At 45.4% G+C, this 20,394-nt stretch carries 21 protein-coding genes; 13 read left to right on the top strand and 8 right to left on the bottom strand.

Features of this window, described 5'->3' with window-relative positions:
• Positions 1 to 37: 37 nt before the first annotated feature.
• The 3 genes from dapE to FLM53_RS03880 are packed head-to-tail and all read left to right on the top strand — an operon-like array spanning position 38 to position 2,112.
• Entirely contained in the window at positions 38 to 1,174 is a 1,137-nt protein-coding gene (dapE, locus tag FLM53_RS03870) for a succinyl-diaminopimelate desuccinylase (protein ID WP_176680272.1), read from the top strand.
• A gap of 45 nt (positions 1,175 to 1,219) precedes the next feature.
• The gene (locus tag FLM53_RS03875) at positions 1,220 to 1,894 is read left to right on the top strand and encodes a M15 family metallopeptidase (RefSeq protein ID WP_176680273.1); all 675 of its coding nucleotides are present in this window, start codon (positions 1,220 to 1,222) and stop codon (positions 1,892 to 1,894) included.
• Positions 1,895 to 1,902: 8 nt separating this feature from the next.
• Entirely contained in the window at positions 1,903 to 2,112 is a 210-nt protein-coding gene (locus tag FLM53_RS03880; protein ID WP_176680274.1) for a DUF2897 family protein, read from the top strand.
• Positions 2,113 to 2,259: 147 nt separating this feature from the next.
• On the opposite strand, the gene bamC is transcribed toward FLM53_RS03880, so the two are convergent.
• Both bamC and dapA read right to left on the bottom strand, forming a co-directional pair.
• Positions 2,260 to 3,306 carry an outer membrane protein assembly factor BamC gene (bamC, locus tag FLM53_RS03885; RefSeq protein ID WP_176680275.1) on the bottom strand — a complete coding sequence of 349 codons (1,047 nt, stop codon included), beginning with the start codon at positions 3,304 to 3,306 and terminating at the stop codon, positions 2,260 to 2,262.
• 48 nt (positions 3,307 to 3,354) lie between these two features.
• Positions 3,355 to 4,233 (bottom strand): 4-hydroxy-tetrahydrodipicolinate synthase, encoded by an 879-nt coding sequence (dapA, locus tag FLM53_RS03890; RefSeq protein WP_017632493.1) that lies wholly within the window; start codon positions 4,231 to 4,233, stop codon positions 3,355 to 3,357.
• Between the two features lie 374 nt (positions 4,234 to 4,607).
• Here dapA and FLM53_RS03895 point away from each other — a divergent pair, with 374 nt between their 5' ends.
• Both FLM53_RS03895 and bcp read left to right on the top strand, forming a co-directional pair.
• A complete protein-coding gene (locus FLM53_RS03895; protein WP_017632494.1) occupies positions 4,608 to 5,150 on the top strand; it encodes a glycine cleavage system protein R in 543 nt (180 codons plus the stop codon).
• Positions 5,151 to 5,162: 12 nt separating this feature from the next.
• Positions 5,163 to 5,633, top strand: a complete 471-nt coding sequence (bcp, locus tag FLM53_RS03900) for a thioredoxin-dependent thiol peroxidase (RefSeq protein ID WP_176680276.1) — start codon at positions 5,163 to 5,165, stop codon at positions 5,631 to 5,633.
• A 149-nt stretch (positions 5,634 to 5,782) separates the two neighbouring features.
• Here bcp and FLM53_RS03905 read toward each other — a convergent pair whose 3' ends face one another.
• Both FLM53_RS03905 and FLM53_RS03910 read right to left on the bottom strand, forming a co-directional pair.
• Complete coding sequence (locus FLM53_RS03905) at positions 5,783 to 6,859, bottom strand: AI-2E family transporter (RefSeq protein WP_017629427.1); 1,077 nt, start codon at positions 6,857 to 6,859, stop codon at positions 5,783 to 5,785.
• Positions 6,852 to 7,091: a sulfurtransferase TusA family protein gene (locus tag FLM53_RS03910; protein ID WP_017629428.1), complete on the bottom strand. Its 240-nt coding sequence runs from the start codon at positions 7,089 to 7,091 to the stop codon at positions 6,852 to 6,854. The genes FLM53_RS03905 and FLM53_RS03910 overlap by 8 nt, the downstream gene beginning before the upstream one ends.
• Before the next feature lie 178 nt (positions 7,092 to 7,269).
• Between FLM53_RS03910 and FLM53_RS03915 the strand changes: the two genes are divergently transcribed.
• From FLM53_RS03915 to FLM53_RS03930, 4 genes are all read left to right on the top strand, one after another.
• Positions 7,270 to 8,724: a M48 family metallopeptidase gene (locus FLM53_RS03915; protein WP_017629429.1), complete on the top strand. Its 1,455-nt coding sequence runs from the start codon at positions 7,270 to 7,272 to the stop codon at positions 8,722 to 8,724.
• A gap of 119 nt (positions 8,725 to 8,843) precedes the next feature.
• Positions 8,844 to 9,194 carry an arsenate reductase (glutaredoxin) gene (arsC, locus tag FLM53_RS03920; protein WP_176680277.1) on the top strand — a complete coding sequence of 117 codons (351 nt, stop codon included), beginning with the start codon at positions 8,844 to 8,846 and terminating at the stop codon, positions 9,192 to 9,194.
• A gap of 6 nt (positions 9,195 to 9,200) precedes the next feature.
• Positions 9,201 to 9,794: an NAD(P)H:quinone oxidoreductase gene (gene wrbA, locus FLM53_RS03925; RefSeq protein ID WP_017629431.1), complete on the top strand. Its 594-nt coding sequence runs from the start codon at positions 9,201 to 9,203 to the stop codon at positions 9,792 to 9,794.
• The gene (locus FLM53_RS03930; protein WP_176680278.1) at positions 9,791 to 10,228 is read left to right on the top strand and encodes a DUF2069 domain-containing protein; all 438 of its coding nucleotides are present in this window, start codon (positions 9,791 to 9,793) and stop codon (positions 10,226 to 10,228) included. The genes wrbA and FLM53_RS03930 overlap by 4 nt, the downstream gene beginning before the upstream one ends.
• Positions 10,229 to 10,337: 109 nt before the next feature.
• Here the strand turns inward: FLM53_RS03930 and FLM53_RS03935 are convergent, their stop codons facing one another.
• Positions 10,338 to 11,600: a DUF2066 domain-containing protein gene (locus FLM53_RS03935; protein WP_176680279.1), complete on the bottom strand. Its 1,263-nt coding sequence runs from the start codon at positions 11,598 to 11,600 to the stop codon at positions 10,338 to 10,340.
• Between the two features lie 278 nt (positions 11,601 to 11,878).
• On the opposite strand from FLM53_RS03935, the gene FLM53_RS03940 reads away from it, so the two are divergent.
• On the top strand, positions 11,879 to 13,117 hold the full coding sequence (locus FLM53_RS03940; RefSeq protein ID WP_065583985.1) for a uracil-xanthine permease family protein: 1,239 nt from the start codon (positions 11,879 to 11,881) through the stop codon (positions 13,115 to 13,117).
• 141 nt (positions 13,118 to 13,258) lie between these two features.
• Here the strand turns inward: FLM53_RS03940 and upp are convergent, their stop codons facing one another.
• Positions 13,259 to 13,885 carry a uracil phosphoribosyltransferase gene (gene upp / locus FLM53_RS03945; protein ID WP_017060716.1) on the bottom strand — a complete coding sequence of 209 codons (627 nt, stop codon included), beginning with the start codon at positions 13,883 to 13,885 and terminating at the stop codon, positions 13,259 to 13,261.
• 169 nt (positions 13,886 to 14,054) lie between these two features.
• On the opposite strand from upp, the gene purM reads away from it, so the two are divergent.
• Positions 14,055 to 15,095: a phosphoribosylformylglycinamidine cyclo-ligase gene (gene purM, locus FLM53_RS03950; RefSeq protein ID WP_017088931.1), complete on the top strand. Its 1,041-nt coding sequence runs from the start codon at positions 14,055 to 14,057 to the stop codon at positions 15,093 to 15,095.
• A 132-nt stretch (positions 15,096 to 15,227) separates the two neighbouring features.
• Complete coding sequence (gene purN, locus FLM53_RS03955; protein WP_176680280.1) at positions 15,228 to 15,902, top strand: phosphoribosylglycinamide formyltransferase; 675 nt, start codon at positions 15,228 to 15,230, stop codon at positions 15,900 to 15,902.
• Between the two features lie 115 nt (positions 15,903 to 16,017).
• Here purN and FLM53_RS03960 read toward each other — a convergent pair whose 3' ends face one another.
• Together FLM53_RS03960 and lpcA are read right to left on the bottom strand one after the other, a co-directional pair.
• Positions 16,018 to 16,863: a class II glutamine amidotransferase gene (locus tag FLM53_RS03960; protein WP_017630602.1), complete on the bottom strand. Its 846-nt coding sequence runs from the start codon at positions 16,861 to 16,863 to the stop codon at positions 16,018 to 16,020.
• A gap of 66 nt (positions 16,864 to 16,929) precedes the next feature.
• Positions 16,930 to 17,505, bottom strand: a complete 576-nt coding sequence (lpcA, locus tag FLM53_RS03965; RefSeq protein WP_017063379.1) for a D-sedoheptulose 7-phosphate isomerase — start codon at positions 17,503 to 17,505, stop codon at positions 16,930 to 16,932.
• 326 nt (positions 17,506 to 17,831) lie between these two features.
• On the opposite strand from lpcA, the gene fadE reads away from it, so the two are divergent.
• Positions 17,832 to 20,297 carry an acyl-CoA dehydrogenase FadE gene (gene fadE, locus FLM53_RS03970; RefSeq protein ID WP_176680281.1) on the top strand — a complete coding sequence of 822 codons (2,466 nt, stop codon included), beginning with the start codon at positions 17,832 to 17,834 and terminating at the stop codon, positions 20,295 to 20,297.
• Positions 20,298 to 20,394: the final 97 nt, after the last annotated feature.

Raw genomic sequence — 20,394 nt, forward strand, 5'->3', positions numbered from 1 at the left:
AATGACTAGACGTTTTATTTAAACAAGGAATTCAAGGATGACAGATAGCCCAACTTTGGCTCTGGCAAAAGACCTCATTAGCCGTCAATCGGTAACCCCTGAAGATGCAGGCTGCCAAGAGCTGATGATTAATCGCTTAAAAGCGCTCGGTTTTGAAATCGAAGTGATGGTATTTGAAGATACGACAAACTTTTGGGCTCGTCGTGGTACTGAAGCTCCACTGTTTGCCTTTGCTGGCCACACTGATGTTGTTCCGGCAGGCCCGATTGAGCAGTGGAATACTAAGCCATTCGAACCGACTATCGTAGACGGTTTCCTACACGGCCGCGGCGCAGCAGACATGAAAGGCTCTCTGGCTTCGATGATTGTTGCGGTAGAACAGTTCATTGCGAAGCATCCAGACCACACAGGTTCAATCGGTTTCCTTATCACATCGGACGAAGAAGGCCCGTTCATCAACGGTACTGTGCGTGTTGTTGAAACGCTGATGGCACGTGGTGAGAACATCGACATGTGTATTGTTGGTGAACCATCGAGCACTGAGTTCGTAGGTGATGTAGTGAAGAACGGCCGTCGTGGCTCTATCACAGGCGATCTAACGATTAAAGGTACACAAGGTCATGTTGCCTACCCTCACCTAGCAAACAACCCAGTACACAGCTCTCTGCTTGCTATTAATGAGCTTGCAACAACTGAGTGGGACAAAGGTAATGATTACTTCCCACCAACCAGCTTCCAGATTCCAAATGTGAGTGCGGGTACTGGCGCGTCAAACGTGATCCCTGGTGAGTTTAATGTTCAGTTTAACCTGCGTTTTAGTACCGAGTTAAGCAACGACATCATCGTTGAGCGCATCACAACAACACTCGACAAGTATGATTTCGAATACGACCTTAAGTGGACATTCAATGGCGACCCGTTCTTAACAGACGCAGGTTCACTGCTTGATGCTATTGTTGATGCTGTGGGTCACGTCAATGATGTGAAACCAGCATTGCTAACGACTGGCGGTACGTCTGATGGTCGCTTTATTGCGCGTATGGGCGGACAAGTGGTTGAACTAGGCCCTGTGAATGCAACAATTCACAAGGTTAACGAATGCGTGAAAGTAGCTGATTTAGAAAAGCTAACTGACATGTACGAAAGAACATTAGTGAACCTGTTCGCTAAATAATCTTTCATGAGCGATTCATAGCATCTAATTATTGAGAGACTCGTTATGACACCAGAGCAGCTTACCGGACAATCAGATTCTCACCTAGAGCCTAGCCTGATCGGCACCAAGACCTTCTTGGTCCACAGTGAGGTTAAGAATGACCTGAATAATTTGATTGAAGCTGCTCAACTCGCTGGTTTTAAAATGGAGATTGCCAGTGGCTTTCGCGACTATGAAAGGCAATCTCTGATTTGGAACCGTAAGTTTTCCGGCGAAGCTCCGATATTAGATTCAGAAAGCCAACCTCTTGATGCTTCAACACTCACTGAACATCAAAAGCTATCGGCTATCCTGAGATGGTCTGCACTTCCCGGTGCGAGTCGTCATCATTGGGGTTGTGACTTCGATGTATTTGCTCGTAACCACTTACCTGAAGGCACACAGCTGCAATTAGAACCATGGGAATACCTTACTGGCCACCAGCAAGCATTTTACCAATGGCTATCAGTTCATGCTGCGCAATTTGGGTTCTTCTTTCCTTACAGCCAAGACTTGGGTGGTGTGGCGATAGAACCTTGGCATATTAGCCATCGTGACGTTTCGGAGTCGTGTTTATCACAGTTATCTCCCACTTTACTTGGCAAGCAACTCCAATCTAAGCCAATATTAGGGTATGAGATTATTATGGAGCAGCTAGACGAGATCTACGTGCGCTTCGTAGCGAACATCAGTCATTAGGAGCGCTTATGTTGGAGTGGCTTACAAACCCTTGGGTTATCATCATAATCGTGGTTAGCGTTGTGGTGGGTAACATCGCAGCTCTTAAACAGACCGCTAATATGGATCTGACTGGTCGTGGCAAAACAGAGCGAGACTTAGATAAGCTCAATCGCTTGGATAAGCAGAATCAAGAGAACACTCAAAAAGAAGAGTCCAAAGACAGCAAAAACGTTTAGCCTTTTTGCTTTGGAAATCCTGCCTGGTTGTTCAACAGACTGCTGAAAACGAATACAAAAAAAGAGGACACAGTGTGTCCTCTTTTTTATTGGTTTTAGCTAATCACAGAGCTGATTTTACTCAGCTCTGAAACGGCTTAAATGCGACTACTCAGCTTTCGCTTCTTTGTCATCTTTGGTTTGGTCTGCGATATGCGCGAGTACCGGAACCATTGATTTAAGCAACTCTTCTTCTACTGGCTTACCTGATGCATCCGTTACGTTGATCGACGTACGGTTACCAAGGTCACCAAATAGGAAGTTGTAAGTGCCTGGCGCTAAGTCGATAGGCTGTAGGCCAATTTCTTCCCAGAATTCATCATCTGGAGCAGCGTACTTAGCTTTCACTGTACCTTGAGACTGGTTGCGCTCTTCAAGCTCAAAGCCCATAGCAGGCAACAAGCTTGGCAGACGCTGCCAGAATACATTGTATGGTGTACGAGCAATAATCACAGGGAAACCACTACGGTCAGCACCCATTGAAATTGGAATACGCTTCACCAACTCTTGCGCTTTCAGCGCCGCTTCAGCACGAAGGTTTTCATCGTACTTAGCCATTACTAAGTTAGTTAGGAACGCGTTGTAACGCTCTTTGTTAGTAGCCGTTACTGGCTTCACTTCAGAGCCTTCACGCCAATCAATCAGGTTAATCTTGAAGCCGTGGCGGTTGTTTGCTTGGAAACGAGAGATAGAATAGCGGCTGCCAATCTCTACATCTTCATCTTCAGAAACCCAAGTTACCCAATCAGTCTCAATCTCATCCTCTGATTGCTCACGAATGCCAATACCACGCTGAGTCAGCATGTCTACAGCAGTTTGCCATACACGATCTGCCTCTTCAGCACGAAGAAGCCATAGTGTCACTTCACCATTTTGACGCTCAGCACGAGCTCCCGGGATCAGCTCAAGCACTTGTTGCGGTGGACGAATATCCACTTCACGACCGGTACCACCACTGAATTCACCGCTTGGGATGTCAAAGTTTGGGTAGAACTGAGGCTGAGCATCTTCAGGCAACTGCCATTGTGAAAACTCAGGTGTTTCTAAGTATTCGAAATCATCTTTGGCTTGGCGACGTTGAGTCGGGCTGCCAGAACATGCTGTAAGAACGAAAACAGCCAGTGACCCAATCACTAGCTGGTGAGAATACTTCATTTATACTCCTAAATGCCGAAGGTTCGCTTCGGCATCACTTCATACGTTTTAGTAAATGCACGCTTCAGTCATTGCTTGAGCAACAACAGGTTGAGCTGGTTCTGACAGTTCAGTCAGCGGTAGACGTAGGCCACCTTCAGCAATCAGACCCATTTTATGAACCGCCCATTTTACGGGAATAGGGTTAGACTCAACGAACAAGTTCTTGTGTAGAGGCATCAAACGCTCATTGATCGCTTCTGCTTCTTCAAACTTACCTTCTTTCGCTAGTTTGAACATGGTTGCCATATCAGCGGCTGCAACGTTGTTAGTTACAGAAATCACGCCATCGCCACCACGCTTAACAAATTCTAGGCCTGTTAAGTCATCACCACTTAGTAAGATAAAGTCTTCGCCACAAAGTTCACGGTGAATTGCAATTCTGTCGAGATCACCCGTCGCATCTTTAAGTGCAACGATGTTTTCGATCTCAGCAAGGCGAGCAACCGTCTCTGGTAACAAGTCTACTGCAGTACGACCCGGTACATTGTATAGGATTTGAGGAACGTCACTTACTTCAGCAATTGCTTTGTAGTGTTGGTACAAACCTTCTTGAGTCGGTTTGTTGTAGTAAGGCGTTACGCTCAGGCAACCAGCAATGCCAGAACCATTTAGTAAACGGCTGAATAGCACAGACTCGTGAGTTGCGTTTGCCCCCGTACCAGCAATAACAGGAATACGACCATCAGCAAATTCAACGATCTTATTGACGACTTTGACATGCTCTTCAATTGTGAGTGTTGAAGACTCACCTGTTGTGCCAACCGCAACCAGACCATCACTACCTGCAGCAACATGGTGATCAACCAACTTTTTAAGGCTGTCGAAATCCACTTCGCCATCTGCGTTAAATGGCGTAACTAGCGCAACGATACTTCCTGAAAACATGTCTATCTCCCTTAATTTATTCTTTTTGCATGTTACTGTAAGCCAATCAATAAACACAAGACATTAAAGTGGCTTAGCGGCAACATCTGCAGTAAATATTGTCGTATGTTTGAGGTAAAACGACTTCTAACGGCGTTATACCTGTAATTTGGGTAACCTGCGCTCAATCTAGCGGATAGCGCATCGATGGATGTCAGTAACAAGTAAGCTGTCGCCTCACTTTGTCATCTCTGTTTTTAACGTTCTCAACATTCCTATCATTTGTTACCAATTAGACGCAAGGTGCCTCATAAAAAGCCCCGCCCATACGCTTATTCCTCAGGCTAACTGTGCTAACATGCAAGCATCAATGGAATATATAGAGACGTGATTTTATGACTCAACATCTAGTAATCACAGCTGTGGGCACTGATCGCCCAGGTGTATGCAACCAAGTGGTTCATTTAGTCACCCAATCAGGCTGTAACATTATTGATAGCCGTATCGCTCTGTTTGGCGAAGAATTTACGCTTATCATGCTACTGTCTGGAAAGGCAAATAACATTACCCGCGTTGAAACCACCCTGCCCTTGCTTGGCCAAGAGCACGACTTGATTACGATTATGAAGCGAACCTCACCTCATGATGTTATTGAGAACTCCTACACGCTAGAAGTTTTCGTTGAGTCAGACGACAAACTCGGCCTAACCGAGCAGTTCACTCAGTTCTTCGCAGACCGAAACATCGGCCTCGATTCGCTTAGCGCGCAAACCATCAATAAGTCCAAAGTTCAGCTCGATAACGACCAATTCCATATCTCTATTACCGCTTCTGTGCAATCAGAATGTAATTTGATGCAGCTACAAGAAGAATTCAATTCACTGTGTCAGAGCCTATCAGTCCAAGGCTCGCTCAACTTTATCAAAAACAGTCTTTAAAAAGGAAATGTCATGAATACGCTAACGGCTGGTGTTCCAGCACCTGCTTTTTCTCTTCCAGATCAAGATGGCAATATCGTATCTCTTGGTGACTTCAAAGGTAAAAAAGTACTTTTCTACTTCTACCCAAAAGCAATGACTCCAGGTTGTATTGTGCAAGCAGAAGGCCTACGTGATATCAAAGCACAGCTTGATGACCTGAATGTGGTTGTTTTAGGTGTGAGTGTTGACCCAGTAAAACGCCTACCAAACTTCGTTGCGAAGAAATCTCTTAACTTCACACTGCTGTCTGACGAAGACCACAGCGTTGCTGAACAGTTTGGCGTTTGGGGCGAAAAGAAATTCATGGGTAAGGTATACGATGGTCTGCATCGTATTAGCTTCCTAATTGATGAAGAAGGTCAAATTGAACACGTCTTCAATAAGTTCAAGACCAAGACTCACCACGAAGTGGTTCTAGATTACTTCAATCAAGAAGCTTAATAGTCGGCTCCGGTTAAAGGCTCTCAGTTTAAAGCAAGCTTCTTAACCGAATAGACATCAGCGATACATAAAATTAAAAAGGCCGAATCTCAGTGAGATTCGGCCTTCTTCGTAATGGATCTTCGTTAATGCTTAAACTAAGACATTAATCAGTGCGAGTGCTCAGGGTCATCGTCTAATGCATGACTCGGTAAGGCATTCCAAACCGCTTTCACTAGCGTTGCCAGTGGGATAGCAAAGAACACGCCCCAGAATCCCCACAGACCGCCAAACACTAATACCGCAACAATAATCGCGACTGGGTGCAGGTTCACAGCTTCTGAGAACAGTACTGGCACTAACACGTTGCCGTCTAGAGCTTGAATGATGCCGTAAGCAACTAATAGCCAGTAGAACTGAGGCTCTAGTCCCCATTGGAACAGGCCTACAATCGCCACTGGCACCGTCACAGCCGCAGCACCGATGTATGGGATTAGAACCGAGAAACCCACCGCGACAGCCAATAGTGCTGAGTAACGTAAATCCAAAATCGCAAAGGTCACGTAGCTCACACCACCAACGATTAGAATTTCTAACACTTTTCCTCGAATGTAGTTCGAGATTTGTTGGTTCATCTCTACCCAAACCTTAGTCGCTAGACGGCGGTTTTTAGGCAGTACGCCACTTGCCATTCTGATCATCTCTTCTTTGTCTTTCAAAAGGAAGAAGATAAGCAGTGGTACAAGAATTAGGTAAACCGCTAACGTTGCCAGGCTTACTAACGATGCTAAAGAGCCTTTCACTACGCTCTCACCAAAGCCTAGCGCTTTATTTTTCGCGTTAGATACAATCGACTCAACGATCTGTAAGTTTGCTAGCTCAGGGTAACGCTCAGGAATGGTTGCGATGAACTTCTGCAAGCCACCATACATGCTTGGAATATCATTGATAAGGTTACCTACTTGTTCCCAAATCGTTGGTACCAGACCAAACAGCGCAAGTAACATCACGCTAAAGAACATCATGATCACCAACATCACAGATGGGGTTCTTGGAACACCGAGTCTTTGAAGTTGGGTAACAGGCCACTCAAGCAAGTAAGCCAACACGATAGCCACCAATAATGGCGCTATAAGGTGACCAAAAAAATAGATGGTAATAAAGCCGAATAGAATGATGGCAACCAAACTGACAGCGTGGGGATCAGAGAAACGTCGTTTATACCAACGATTGACCATTTCAAGCATTTGACTGCAATTCCTTTTTAGTGACGAGGAGATGGTGGTAATTAGAACAAACCTCAGTGACGACGACATAGGCTTGCTTAGATAAAAACGTAACAATATCTTTCATCGAGCTGATGTCAGAGACATAAATTGACAATGTTTGCCCTACTTCTAACTTTACACTGTGACGCTTGGCTAATAATAGCGCCATTGGACAGCGCTCTTGGCGTAAATCTAGAATATTAGGTGTCATTCTTGAGCTCGATGCTTATTATAAGGGTCGTATTGTAATCTGTTTTTGAAAACGCGCCATCATTGATTCATCTTCCTTCATGATAGCGCACGCACTTGGCAAAGGTTAAATCAGATAAAGAACCAATTTGCATCGCACTTGTCTTACTGTCAGAAGAAACGGAGTATTACTGACTAATATGTTTAAACGCGCTCGCTCAATTGCTTGCTTATGCATCGCAGCTACATTAAGCACCCCAACTTTGGCGAATACCAACAGTTTGGAGCTACCAGATATCGGTACCGCTGCTGGCGGCACACTCTCTATTGACCAAGAACTTATCTATGGTGATGCCTACATGCGCATTATCAGAAGCAGCCAGCCTATCGTTAATGACCCGGTTCTAAACCTATATATCGATACGTTAGGCCACCGTTTGGTCGCGAACGCAAATGATGTAAAGACACCATTCCAGTTCTTTATGATTCGTGATCGCAACATCAACGCTTTCGCATTCTTTGGTGGTTATGTTGCTTTGCACTCAGGGCTATTCCTGCACGCACAATCTGAGAGTGAACTCGCTTCTGTATTGGCGCACGAAATCGCGCACGTTACCCAACGTCACTTAGCACGTAGTATGGAAGACCAAGCTCGTCGTTCTCCTGCAACTATCGCTGCACTTGCGGCTTCCGTGTTACTGGCGATTGCAGCCCCTGAAGCAGGTATTGCAGCCCTAACCGCAACAACTGCGGGTAACATGCAAAGCCAAATCAACTACACGCGTAGCAATGAGAAAGAAGCTGACCGCTTTGGCATCAACACGCTAGCGAAAGCTGGCTTTGATGTGAATGCAATGCCACGTTTCTTCGGCCGTTTGGCAGACGAATACCGCTATGCAAGCACACCACCACCAATGTTGCTAACTCACCCATTACCAGAAGACCGTATTACGGACTCTCGCGCTCGTGCACGCAGCTATCCACCATTGAAGTTGGCTCCTTCGCTAGATTATCACCTAGCAAGAGCTCGCATCGTGGCACGCTATGCAGGTATCAACAATGATGCGTCACTTGACTGGTTTTCACGTCAATTGAAAAAGGCACCAAAAGAGATCGTCCCATCTTTAGAATACGGACAAGCGTTGGTTTATCTCGACTCTAAGAAGTTAGACAAAGCAGAACCGATTCTGACCAAGCTTATCAACAGCGATCCGACCAACCTGTTTTATTTAGATGCTATTTCCGATCTTCACATTGAGAAGAAGCAGCCTGAGATTGCGATTAAAGAACTTAAATCTGCACTGGTTCGTCAGCCAAACAATCCGGTTCTGACCATTAACTATGCGAATGCCTTAATCGAAAAAGAAGATCTTACAGAAGCCGTTCGCGTATTGCAGCGTTATACGCACGATAATCCGAACGACACCAACGGCTGGCACCTGCTTTCAAAAGCGAACACCAGCCTTGGGAACAGCGACGAAGATCTTGCCGCTCGTGCAGAAATTTTGGCACTACAAGCCAACTGGAACAAAGCGATTCAGTACTACACGCAGGCAAGCCAAATCGCTGAACTGGGGAGTCTAAAGCAAGCGCGTTACGACGCTCGAATTGATCAGCTGATGATTCAGCGTGAACGTTTCTTGTCTCTGCAATAAGTGTGATTGATTAGCAAAGACTCGAAGCCAAAAATAAAAGAACGCTCAACGAATACAATGAAGCCACTCGAATGGCTTCTACTGAATAACGAAATCAAAAATAATAATGAGGAAGAACCATGTCTGTCGTGATTTATCATAATCCACGTTGCTCAAAGAGCCGTCAAACGCTTGAACTGCTTGAAAAAAACGGTGTACAACCTGAAGTTATCAAGTACCTAGATACGCCTTTAACTGTTGAGCAGCTGAAAGTACTTTTCACTCAACTGGGCTTTGACAGTGTTCGCGAGATGATGCGCACCAAAGAAGCGGATTACAAAGAAGCAAACTTGGGTGATGCATCAGTCACTGATGAAGACCTTTTCTCAGCAATGGCAACCAATCCAAAACTGTTTGAGCGCCCTGTGGTTGTCGCGAACAACAAAGCAAAGATTGGTCGTCCACCAGAGCAAGTATTAGAGATTCTGTAATCCAATATGAGCATTAACATTCTTGTTCTTTATTACAGTCGCCACGGCAACACACAAGCTTTAGCAAGACAGATTGCACGAGGGGTGGAGTCCATCCCTGAGTGTGAAGCTATGCTGAGAACAGTGAACGACGTGTACACGGTAGAAGAGCAGCCCGATTCACGTCATCAGCCAACCGACCCAATTGCGACATTACAAGAGCTGCGTTCTTGCGATGGTTTAGCGCTAGGCAGTCCGGTTTGGTTTGGTAACATGGCAGGGCCAATGAAGCACTTTTGGGATAGCACGACGTCACTGTGGATCAATGGCGATCTTATCGATAAGCCAGCTTGTGTTTTTACTTCTTCTTCATCACTGCATGGTGGCCAAGAAACAACACAGCAAAGCATGATGTTGCCACTTCTTCATCATGGCATGTTAGTCGTAGGCATCCCCTACTCAGAGCCTGCGTTGCACACCACTCAAACCGGTGGCACACCTTACGGTGCAAGCAGTACCGGAGAGAGTGCTTCATTGAGCAAAGAAGAGATTGAGTTGGCACAGAATCTAGGTAAACGCTTAGCGCGCATCGCCATCAACCAGAAGGGAATTTCTCAATGATGTATATGGCCGAGAGGGCGATGTCCCCCAAGACAAAGTTATTTCGCTACCTTGCTTTAGCTGGCAACGTATTACTATTAGGTTGGGTCGTGGCGTGGCAGATGACACTTTCCCCGCATCCACATCTGAGTAATACCACGCTTGCGATTGCTTGGGCGGTACCGCTATTACTGCCATTACCGGGCATTCTAGCTGGTAAACCTTACACGCATGCTTGGGCAAACTTCGTCTTAATGCTCTACTTCCTGCATGCATTAACCATCTTGTATATAGACGGTGGTGAACGCTTACTAGCGGCTGTAGAGCTGCTTCTAACGACATTAGGCTTTGCGGGTAATATCTTATTTACTCGTTTTCGTGCCAAAGAGTTAGGCATCAAACTGAAGCGTCTTTCTGAAGTAGAGAAGAAAGAGAAAGCGAAATTCGAGCAGTAATATTGATTCGTTACTCTTGAACTGACACAGGATAAACAAAAAGCCCTGCAGGATTACTCTTGCAGGGCTTTTTTAATGTTTCGATTTAATCAGTGATGTCAGCAGACAATTACGAGCGAACCCATTCGTAGACCAAACTTGGCTTAGCATGCAGCGGTGCAGTTACTTCTAACTCTTCGGTACCTATATCTTCGGAGTTAGCCTCCGAGCCAGCCAACGAGTCATCACTTGATACTTCACTACCTTTAACTACTTGAACGTCAGTACCGGCTTCAGTCGCTGTTGCTTCAGTATCAACGGTCGCTGTTGAATCATCACCCACAGACATAGTGTTGTCTTGCGTTTCAAACTCAGGGCTAACTTCAGGTTCAATGTAAGACTCTTCAACTTTCGCTACTTGACGGATGCTTTCAACTTCTTGTTCAAACTCTTGTTGAGTCGACAATAAGTGGATCCGGAAAGTCACTTCGTTGTTTTGAATCTTAAGGATATCTAGGCTTGCAACCGAGTTTAGACGCTTAAGTGCGTTCTCCAATTGGAAGAAGTCTTGAGCATTATTCAGGCTAATAAACTGAGTTAAAATCGACTCTGATGATTCACTTGCTACCGTCACAGCACTCTTACCTGCATAGTAGTTGCTGATTTGGTCGACAAGCTTCTTAGACGTTGTTGCACTGTTACCCGATAAAGAACCACTCACTGGCGATGTTGGTGCGCTCGTCAATTGACTTGGTTTTTGGTCGTACAGCGTCCAACGTAAACCTGAAGATTGAGCCTTAATTACCAACACAGCATCAACTGGATAACGTTGACTCGCTTTACTGATTGGCGTGACAAAGCTGCCCCATAAATCAGAAGTCGCAATCCCCGTAATATCATCAAAGTCACCAACAGGCAGCGTTAAAGGCAAACCACGCTCTTTTGCGTTCGCTTGTAAGCCTGCAGCCAGTTGTGAGTTCGAGTGCTCCCACACAATGTTTTTGTCGTAGCTGTCTTCTTCTACGAGCCAAACCAAGATGTTTGAACGAGTATCAGGCCAATACGGCAATTGCGCTTGAGTTAATAGAGAACGGATTTGAGCACCGTTAAAACGCATACGCAATGTTGATTGGTCATTGCTTTCGCCAAAACTCATTTGAGACATGTACTGCGCACTCTTACGCATCGCCTTTTGAATCGTTTCATTTGAAGCGACATCAGTTTGGCCAGTCGCACGTATCAATACCTGCTCCATACCTGTATTTCTTGCCACTTGTTCTGGCTGTTTGTCTTCAGCGTTAATCGCAACTTCAGCACTAAAGATATCTACTTGAGTTAAGGCATAACTCGGAGAGGCTAATAGTCCCATCAACAACAATGCTATGTAGCGCATATTGATCCTAATATTCAAAGCTTGTGCCTTGATGATAAGCAACTATGGATTGAGGGGCAAGGTCGATAGCGCCCACTGTGTTTAATAACCACAAAATATCACCTGGCCATGATAAATCGCTAACTTATAAACTGAATTTTCCGAGCTTAGATGGATATAAAACATCACTAAGATAAATAAATTTGATCTATCTGGTGTAGCAATCGATTGCTAAGTGATAGAATCCCGCGAATTTTATTTTTCACTTTTCATATAACGACCATTTTTAAGGACATATCATGAAAAATGCTTTGCAAGGTGCGCAAATGCTGTTCGTAGCTTTTGGTGCGCTTGTACTCGTGCCGCTACTAACAGGGCTTGATCCTAACGTTGCACTCTTTGGCGCAGGTATCGGTACCCTTTTATTCCAACTTATTACACGCCGTTCAGTGCCAATCTTCTTAGCGTCTTCTTTTGCATTCATCGCTCCTATCATGTTTGGTATTCAAACATGGGGCGTTGGCGCAACCATGGGTGGCTTAATGGCGGCAGGTGTTGTGTATGTATTGATGGGTGCATTGATTAAAGTAAGAGGCGTTGGCTTCATTCATAAGCTACTTCCACCCGTCGTGGTTGGCCCTGTAATCATGGTTATCGGTTTAGGTCTTGCGCCTGTTGCGGTAAACATGGCGCTTGGTAAGACTGGCGATGGTGCTGTTCAGCTTGTTGATGCAGATGCAGCACTGTGGATCTCTTCGATTTCACTGCTAGTAACGATTGTCATCAGTGTGTTCTCGAAAGGCTTCCTAAAACTACTGCCTATCTTTGGTGGTATTGTTGCGGGTTACATCACTAGCTTGGTATACGGCGCGGTAGACTTCACGCCAGTAGCTCAAGCATCTTGGTTAGCACTACCAAACTTCACAGCACCTGAGTTCAACATTAACGCTATCTTCTTCATGGTATTTGTTGCGATTGCACCAGCCGTTGAACACGTTGGCGACATGCTTGCTATCTCTAACGTAACCGGCAAAGACTACCTTAAGAAGCCAGGCTTACACCGCACTATCACAGGTGACGGCGTGGCGACAATCGCAGCTTCTATGCTGGGCGCTCCGCCAAACACAACCTACAGTGAAGTAACAGGCGCAGTAATGCTGACGAAAGCATTCAACCCAGTAATTATGACTTGGGCTGCTGTAACAGCCATCGTTCTTGCATTGGTTGGTAAGCTAGGCGCACTACTTCAAACGATTCCGGTTCCTGTAATGGGCGGCATCATGATTCTGCTGTTTGGCTCTATCGCAACCGTTGGTCTTAACACGCTAATCAAGAACAACGTTGACCTGCACAAATCACGTAACCTTGTGATTGTGGGCATTACTTTAGTCTTTGGTATTGGCGGCATGGCCTTTGGTATCGGTGACTTCAGCCTACAGGGCGTAAGCTTGTGCGGTATCGTCGCGATTCTACTTAACCTCGTACTTCCAGAAGAGCTAGGTGACAACACTGTGGTAGACAAAGCTCAAATCGATTAATCAATCGGTAAGGCTAGATTCAAAAGAATCACAAACCAACAAGATCAAAAAAGGGAGAGCATTGAATGCTCTCCCTTTTTGTTAATACGGCTAATTCAGCGAGTTAAGAAACAGTTTAGAGTCACTTAAGCTGAAGCCGAATTACTTAGTACCGAAGATCTTATCACCAGCATCGCCAAGACCAGGAACAATGTAGCCCTTGTCGTTTAGCTTCTCATCGATTGCAGCTGTGTAAAGCTCAACGTCTGGGTGCGCTTTTTCTAGAGCAGCGATACCTTCAGGAGCAGCAACAAGCACAAGAATCTTAAAGTGCTTACAACCTTTCTCTTTCATTAGGTCGATAGTCGCGATCATAGAACCACCTGTCGCAAGCATTGGGTCTACCACTAGAGCAATACGCTCGTCGATGTTAGATGCAAGCTTGTTGAAGTATGGTACTGGCTCAAGCGTTTCTTCGTCACGGTAGATACCAACAACACTGATACGTGCACTTGGGATGTGCTCAAGAACGCCGTCCATCATGCCTAGACCAGCACGTAGGATTGGCACTACAGTTACTTTTTTACCTTTAATTTGGTCAACTTCAACTGGACCGTTCCAACCATTAATAGTTACACGCTCAGTTTCAAAGTCTGATGTCGCTTCGTATGTTAGAAGGCTACCCACTTCTGTCGCTAGCTCACGAAAACGCTTAGTGCTAATCTCACCTTCACGCATCAGGCCAATTTTATGTTTTACTAGCGGGTGTTTCACTTCAACAACTTTCATTTCCAACTCCGGCAATATTTAAACAAACCTGTAGATTATACACGAACTTTGTGGTTATTTCAGAATCTTTATTCTAATAAAAAAAACCGCGCAAACGTTTGCTCTTCGTAATCAAGCCCTGTTAGAATAGCGCCGTTTTCACATCCAACTTAAGTTCGAGGACTATCCCGTGAGTGGTAATACTTCTTCTCTAAGCTACAAAGACGCTGGTGTTGATATCGACGCAGGTAATGCACTAGTAGACCGTATTAAAGGTGCTGTTAAACGCACTCGTCGCCCTGAAGTAATGGGCGGTATTGGTGGCTTTGGCGCCCTATGTGAACTTCCAACGAAATACAAAGAGCCGGTACTTGTTTCAGGTACTGATGGTGTTGGTACTAAACTTCGCCTTGCTTTGGATCTGAAAAAACACGACACCATTGGTATCGACCTAGTGGCAATGTGTGTGAACGACCTAATCGTTCAAGGTGGTGAGCCGCTATTCTTCCTAGACTACTACGCAACAGGTAAGCTAGATGTAGATACAGCAGCAGACGTTGTTTCTGGTATCGCTGAAGGTTGTGTTCAAGCTGGTTGTGCACTAATCGGCGGTGAAACGGCTGAAATGCCAGGCATGTACGAAGGCGACGACTATGACGTAGCTGGCTTCTGTGTTGGTGTTGTAGAAAAAGCTGACATCATCGACGGTACTAAAGTAGCTGCAGGCGACGCACTTATCGCTGTTGGCTCAAGTGGTCCACACTCAAACGGTTACTCTTTGATTCGTAAAGTTCTAGAAGTATCTGGTGCTGATAAGAACGAAGAACTAGAAGGTCGCACTATCGGTGAACACCTACTAGAACCAACTAAGATTTACATCAAATCAGCACTTAAGATGATTGCTGAGCATGACATTCATGCTATCTCGCACATCACAGGTGGTGGTTTCTGGGAAAACATCCCACGCGTACTTCCTGAAGGTACTAAAGCCGTGATTGATGGTAAGAGCTGGGAATGGCCTGCTATCTTCAGCTGGCTACAAGAGAAAGGTAACGTGGAGACATTCGAAATGTACCGCACTTTCAACTGTGGTGTTGGCCTAGTTGTTGCTCTACCTAAAGATCAAGCAGACGCTGCTGTTGAACTACTGAAAGCTGAAGGCGAAAACGCTTGGGTTATCGGTGAGATCGCAAACGCTGAAGCGGGTGAAGAGCAAGTTGAAATCAAATAAGTGATACGTTCACTTACTTAGTTAATCAATGGGGACCTAATGGTCCTCATTTTGCTATTTGGCCCGCAGAAAACCTTAGTTTATGTAGGTAAATTGTAAACAGTCCCGTTAATCAATCGTATGACCCACTCTATGAAAAACAATCACTCAAATAAAACCAGTCACTCTCAGAAAAATATCGTTGTGTTAGTTTCAGGAAGCGGAAGCAACTTACAGGCAATCTTGGATGCCTGCGATAGCAATATGATTGATGCGTCAGTTAAAGCTGTCTTCTCAAACAAAGCAGAGGCTTTTGGATTAGAGCGAGCGAAAACCGCAGGTGTAGACGCTCACTCAGTGAATCCAAAGGACTTTGGTTCACGTGAAGAGTTTGACCATGAATTGATGGTTCAGATCGATGCTTACCAGCCAGACTTAATCGTACTCGCTGGCTACATGCGAATCCTGAGTTCAGAATTTGTTCGTCACTATGCAGAGAAAATGGTCAACATCCACCCTTCCCTATTACCGAAATACCCAGGCCTACACACCCACCAGCGCGCCATTGATGCACAAGACAAAGAACACGGTACTAGCGTCCACTTTGTTACCGAAGAGCTCGATGGCGGCCCTGTGATCTTACAAGCTAAGGTACCGGTATTTGAAGATGATGATGCTGATATGTTGGCAAGCCGAGTGCTGACTCAAGAACATTGCATTTACCCTATGGTCTGCAAGTGGTTCGCGGAAGACCGTTTATCAATGGTCAATGGGCAAGCTGTACTAGACGGTAAGACATTAGGTAAACACGGTTACGCAGAAGAGTAATTCGTCAAACGACTCTCACGCGACAAATTGCTTAAAACAAAAAGGCCGCTTACTGACTGATTAGTACAGTAAGCGGCCTTCGCTTGTTCGGGTTAAAGCAATATGATTTATAGCATTAACTTAATGGCTCAGTAGGTGCTTGGCTCGCGACCTTTTTCGGCGCATAAGCAACATCTTCTAACGCTTGATGGTTGTTACCAATCAGCTCACCAAAATGAAACAGTGCGTATTCGCCCGGCTTCATTCTAAACCACTCTTCATTATCCGTAAGAGGTTGAGTTGCAACGACCGTCACCACATCATTCGGCGTGGTCTCTTCTTGGAAGTTAATCTCAACGTCTTCATCAATTAAGCTCGCTTTACCAAAAGGTGCGCGTCTGGTTATCCAGTACAAATGGTTGGTACAGTAAGTCATCACGTACTCACCATCACTCAACAACATGTTGAAAACGCCTTTCTCGCGTAGCTTGTCACAACACTCAGCCACGAAACGAAACATACCTTCCATGTCTTGAGGCGGCTCAGGAAAACGTTCTTCTAGTTGTTTCAGTAGCCAACAAAAAGAGAGCTCACTGTCCGTTTCGCCGACAGGTCTAAAACGCCCACTCACCAGATCATCATAATCAGACAATTGACCATTGTGAGCAAAGGTCCAATATCGCCCCCAAAGCTCACGGGTAAAAGGGTGTGTATTTTCTAGATTAACGCCACCACGGTTGGCTTGACGGATATGACTGACAACAGCTTGGCTTTTAATTGGGTAGTTTTGAACCAGTTCAGCGATCTTAGATTCACAGCTCGGATTCGGATCTTTAAAGGTGCGAAAACCCTTGCCCTCATAAAAGGTAATACCCCAGCCATCACGATGCGGGCCAGTATTGCCTCCACGCTGCATAAGACCAGTAAAGCTAAAACAAATATCAGTTGGCACATTCGCGCTCATACCGAGCAATTCACACATGGTTTAATCTACTCCCTATTAAAACCAATGGAGCCACAAAGCTAGGCTCCAAACGTCTGTAAACTATTATTCCATCTCTTTTTCAACAAGTTGAATCACAATGTGGATGATCTTAATGTGAATCTCTTGGATGCGATCGGCGTAGCCAAAGTGTGGTACTCGGATTTCAATATCCGCACAACCCGCCATTTTACCGCCATCTTTACCCGTCAATGCAATAGTCTTCATGCCTTTCGCTTGAGCCGCTTCAATCGCTTTTAGAATATTGGCAGAGTTACCTGAAGTCGACAGACCGAACAACACATCGCCTTTACGACCTACCGCTTCTACATAGCGAGAAAATACGTGGTCGTAGCCAAAATCATTACTCACACAAGATAAGTGGCTAGGGTCTGAAATCGCAATGCCAGCGTAGCCCGGGCGATTTTCACGGTATCGGCCTGTTAGCTCTTCCGCGAAGTGCATCGCATCACAGTGTGAGCCACCGTTACCACAAGAAAGCACTTTGCCTTCTTGTTTGAATGAGTCAGCAATCAGTTTTGCAGCCGCTTCAATTTGAGCAATGTTGTGATCATCACTCAAGAACTTGTTAAGAACGTCAGCAGCTTCGTTCAATTCACTTTTGATTAGGTCTTGGTACATAAGGCTTATCTCTTATATTTTTTTACGCAACTTAAGGTACGTGAAATGAGAGCTGAGGGTTTTTCCCTCTTTTACCTGAGTTTACCCACAAACATGAAATAGTGTCGACACTTAAGCCCAAAGATTGCCACCTTAATTAATATCTCACTGCAGAACCGTCCAATTATTCACCACTAACCTCTCACAATTAGAATTTTAACTCTATTAAGATCACTTTTTACCCAATTTAGAGTTTTACAAATATTTAATATTTTGTTTACACTTAACTGGTTAGACCTCTTACCTAAAATCATAACGATAAGTGATCTCTGAAAAGGAAATCGATCATGAACATATTGCTCTCCCTACTCGGCATGACAGCCATCTTAGGCGTCTGTCTTTACCATAGAGTTAGTCTGGTACGCGCGTTAATCGTATTAACTGGCGCGATGGTAGCATTAACACTGTTTGGCGGCGTGGCTGTCACCGGCTGGCTATGCTACATGTTAGCCGTTGCGATCTTTGCAGTTCCAACTATTCGCCAAACTTTAATCAGTCAAAAAGCACTCTCTTTATTCAAGAAAGTTCTACCGGCGATGTCTCAGACAGAAAAAGAAGCACTAGAAGCTGGCACAGTATGGTGGGAGGCAGAGCTGTTCAAAGGCAAGCCTGAGTGGAAGAAACTTCAGAACATTGCTGATCCAAAACTTTCTGAAGCGGAACAAGCGTTTTTAGATGGCCCAGTTAATGAAGTGTGCGAAATGGTCAATGATTACCAAGTGACACATGAACTTGCTGATTTGCCACCGGAAGTATGGCAATACCTGAAAGACCACAAATTCTTCGCCATGATCATCAAGAAAAAATACGGCGGTTTAGAATTCTCAGCTTACGCTCAATCTCTGGTTCTACAGAAGCTAACGGGCGTTTCTAGCGTGCTTTCATCAACGGTTGGTGTACCTAACTCATTAGGCCCAGGCGAGCTGCTACAACACTACGGAACAGAAGAACAAAGAAACCATTACCTCCCTCGCTTAGCTGAAGGTAAAGAGATCCCTTGTTTTGCCCTAACGAGCCCAGAAGCAGGATCGGATGCGGGCTCTATCCCTGATTACGGCGTGGTATGTAAAGGTGAGTGGCAAGGTGAAGAAGTACTGGGCATGCGCCTAACTTGGAACAAGCGTTACATCACTCTAGCGCCTGTCGCGACTGTTTTAGGCTTGGCCTTTAAATTGCGCGACCCGGATGGCCTACTTGGTGACCAAAAAGATCTTGGCATCACATGTGCTCTAATCCCAACAGATTTAAAAGGCGTTGAGATTGGCAACCGCCACTTCCCACTCAACGTACCTTTCCAAAATGGTCCAACTCAAGGTGACGATATCTTCGTCCCTATCGATTTCATCATTGGTGGTCAGAAAATGGCAGGCCAAGGTTGGCGTATGCTGGTTGAGTGTTTGTCGGTGGGTCGTGGTATCACACTGCCTTCAAACTCAACGGGCGGTATCAAAACAGCCGCGCTTGCTACAGGTGCTTACGCTCGCATTCGTCGTCAATTCAAACAGCCTATCGGTCGTATGGAAGGGGTTGAAGAGCCACTTGCACGCCTAGCTGGTAATGCTTACGTAATGGATGCAGCAAGTAACCTAACCGTTGCGGGTATCGACCTTGGTGAAAAGCCTTCGGTTATCTCTGCCATCGTTAAGTACCACTGTACTCACCGCGGTCAACGAAGCATCATCGATGCGATGGATATTGTTGGTGGTAAAGGTATTTGCTTGGGCCCGTCGAACTTTCTAGCTCGTGGCTACCAAGGTTCACCTATCGCGATTACCGTTGAAGGCGCGAACATCCTGACTCGCTCGATGATCATCTATGGTCAAGGTGCAATTCGTTGTCACCCTTACGTTCTTAATGAAATGGAAGCGGCTTATTCTGAAAGCAGTGATGCTCTGGATAAGTTTGATTCAGCGTTAGCAGGACACGTCAGCTTTACTATGAGTAACCTAGTCCGCAGCTTGTGGTTTGGTTTAACCGATGGTCGTGGTTCAGATACGCCAACGCCAGCCAATAAAACCGATAAACAAACACAACGCTACTATCAACAACTGAACCGTTACAGTGCAAACCTAGCGCTACTGTCTGATATTTCAATGGCCGTGTTAGGCGGCTCACTAAAACGCAGAGAGCGCCTATCTGCAAGGCTGGGCGACATCCTGAGTCAATTGTACTTAGGTTCAGCAACGCTGAAACGCTTTGAGAGCGAAGGCAGCCACGCTGAAGATCTACCGTTAGTACATTGGGGGATGCAAGATAGTTTACGTCAAACTGAGGTAGCGATTGATGAGTTCTTAGCAAACTTCCCTAACCCAGTAGTTGGTCGACTGCTGCGTGTTGTGCTAATGCCATTTGGTCGTATTCGTCGCGCACCAAACGACAAACTGGATAGCCAAGTTGCGCACATCCTGCAAACACCGAGTGAAACACGTTCACGTATCGGTCGTGGTCAATACTTAGCGGACACTCAATACAACGCCGTTGGTAAGATTGAGAAAGCACTGGAAGTAATTCTTCAAGCTGAACCTTTGTTCGACAAAGTCTGCAAAGAGACACATCAAAAACGCGCCTTCCTAAGACTGGACCTGGTTGCTGAACAAGGCTTAGAGAAAGGTATCTTAACCCAAGAAGAGGCTGACCTTCTGATCAGCGCAGAACAACACAGACTGTACACGATTAATGTTGATGACTTCTCCCCAGAGGAGCTAGCAGCAAAGCCACAATATCCAGGCCAATCAATTGATAACGTAGCCTAGATTTTGTAATAGAAACGAAAACGGGACTCCTATGAGTCCCGTTTTTTTATTTGTACATCGCTGTCACTAATTCGAAGGCTTTACCTTCATAGACTCT

The sequence above is a fragment of the Vibrio sp. Scap24 genome, assembly GCF_013394185.1.
Taxonomy (GTDB): domain Bacteria; phylum Pseudomonadota; class Gammaproteobacteria; order Enterobacterales; family Vibrionaceae; genus Vibrio; species Vibrio pomeroyi.

Bases quoted from the DNA above. Each gene is read 5' to 3' on its own strand.
- dapE (WP_176680272.1), top strand. From the start codon at position 38: ATGACAGATAGCCCAACTTTGGCTCTGGCAAAAGACCTCATTAGCCGT.
- FLM53_RS03875 (WP_176680273.1), top strand. From the start codon at position 1,220: ATGACACCAGAGCAGCTTACCGGACAATCAGATTCTCACCTAGAGCCT.
- FLM53_RS03880 (WP_176680274.1), top strand. From the start codon at position 1,903: ATGTTGGAGTGGCTTACAAACCCTTGGGTTATCATCATAATCGTGGTT.
- bamC (WP_176680275.1), bottom strand. From the start codon at position 3,306: ATGAAGTATTCTCACCAGCTAGTGATTGGGTCACTGGCTGTTTTCGTT.
- dapA (WP_017632493.1), bottom strand. From the start codon at position 4,233: ATGTTTTCAGGAAGTATCGTTGCGCTAGTTACGCCATTTAACGCAGAT.
- FLM53_RS03895 (WP_017632494.1), top strand. From the start codon at position 4,608: ATGACTCAACATCTAGTAATCACAGCTGTGGGCACTGATCGCCCAGGT.
- bcp (WP_176680276.1), top strand. From the start codon at position 5,163: ATGAATACGCTAACGGCTGGTGTTCCAGCACCTGCTTTTTCTCTTCCA.
- FLM53_RS03905 (WP_017629427.1), bottom strand. From the start codon at position 6,859: ATGCTTGAAATGGTCAATCGTTGGTATAAACGACGTTTCTCTGATCCC.
- FLM53_RS03910 (WP_017629428.1), bottom strand. From the start codon at position 7,091: ATGACACCTAATATTCTAGATTTACGCCAAGAGCGCTGTCCAATGGCG.
- FLM53_RS03915 (WP_017629429.1), top strand. From the start codon at position 7,270: ATGTTTAAACGCGCTCGCTCAATTGCTTGCTTATGCATCGCAGCTACA.
- arsC (WP_176680277.1), top strand. From the start codon at position 8,844: ATGTCTGTCGTGATTTATCATAATCCACGTTGCTCAAAGAGCCGTCAA.
- wrbA (WP_017629431.1), top strand. From the start codon at position 9,201: ATGAGCATTAACATTCTTGTTCTTTATTACAGTCGCCACGGCAACACA.
- FLM53_RS03930 (WP_176680278.1), top strand. From the start codon at position 9,791: ATGATGTATATGGCCGAGAGGGCGATGTCCCCCAAGACAAAGTTATTT.
- FLM53_RS03935 (WP_176680279.1), bottom strand. From the start codon at position 11,600: ATGCGCTACATAGCATTGTTGTTGATGGGACTATTAGCCTCTCCGAGT.
- FLM53_RS03940 (WP_065583985.1), top strand. From the start codon at position 11,879: ATGAAAAATGCTTTGCAAGGTGCGCAAATGCTGTTCGTAGCTTTTGGT.
- upp (WP_017060716.1), bottom strand. From the start codon at position 13,885: ATGAAAGTTGTTGAAGTGAAACACCCGCTAGTAAAACATAAAATTGGC.
- purN (WP_176680280.1), top strand. From the start codon at position 15,228: ATGAAAAACAATCACTCAAATAAAACCAGTCACTCTCAGAAAAATATC.
- FLM53_RS03960 (WP_017630602.1), bottom strand. From the start codon at position 16,863: ATGTGTGAATTGCTCGGTATGAGCGCGAATGTGCCAACTGATATTTGT.
- lpcA (WP_017063379.1), bottom strand. From the start codon at position 17,505: ATGTACCAAGACCTAATCAAAAGTGAATTGAACGAAGCTGCTGACGTT.
- fadE (WP_176680281.1), top strand. From the start codon at position 17,832: ATGAACATATTGCTCTCCCTACTCGGCATGACAGCCATCTTAGGCGTC.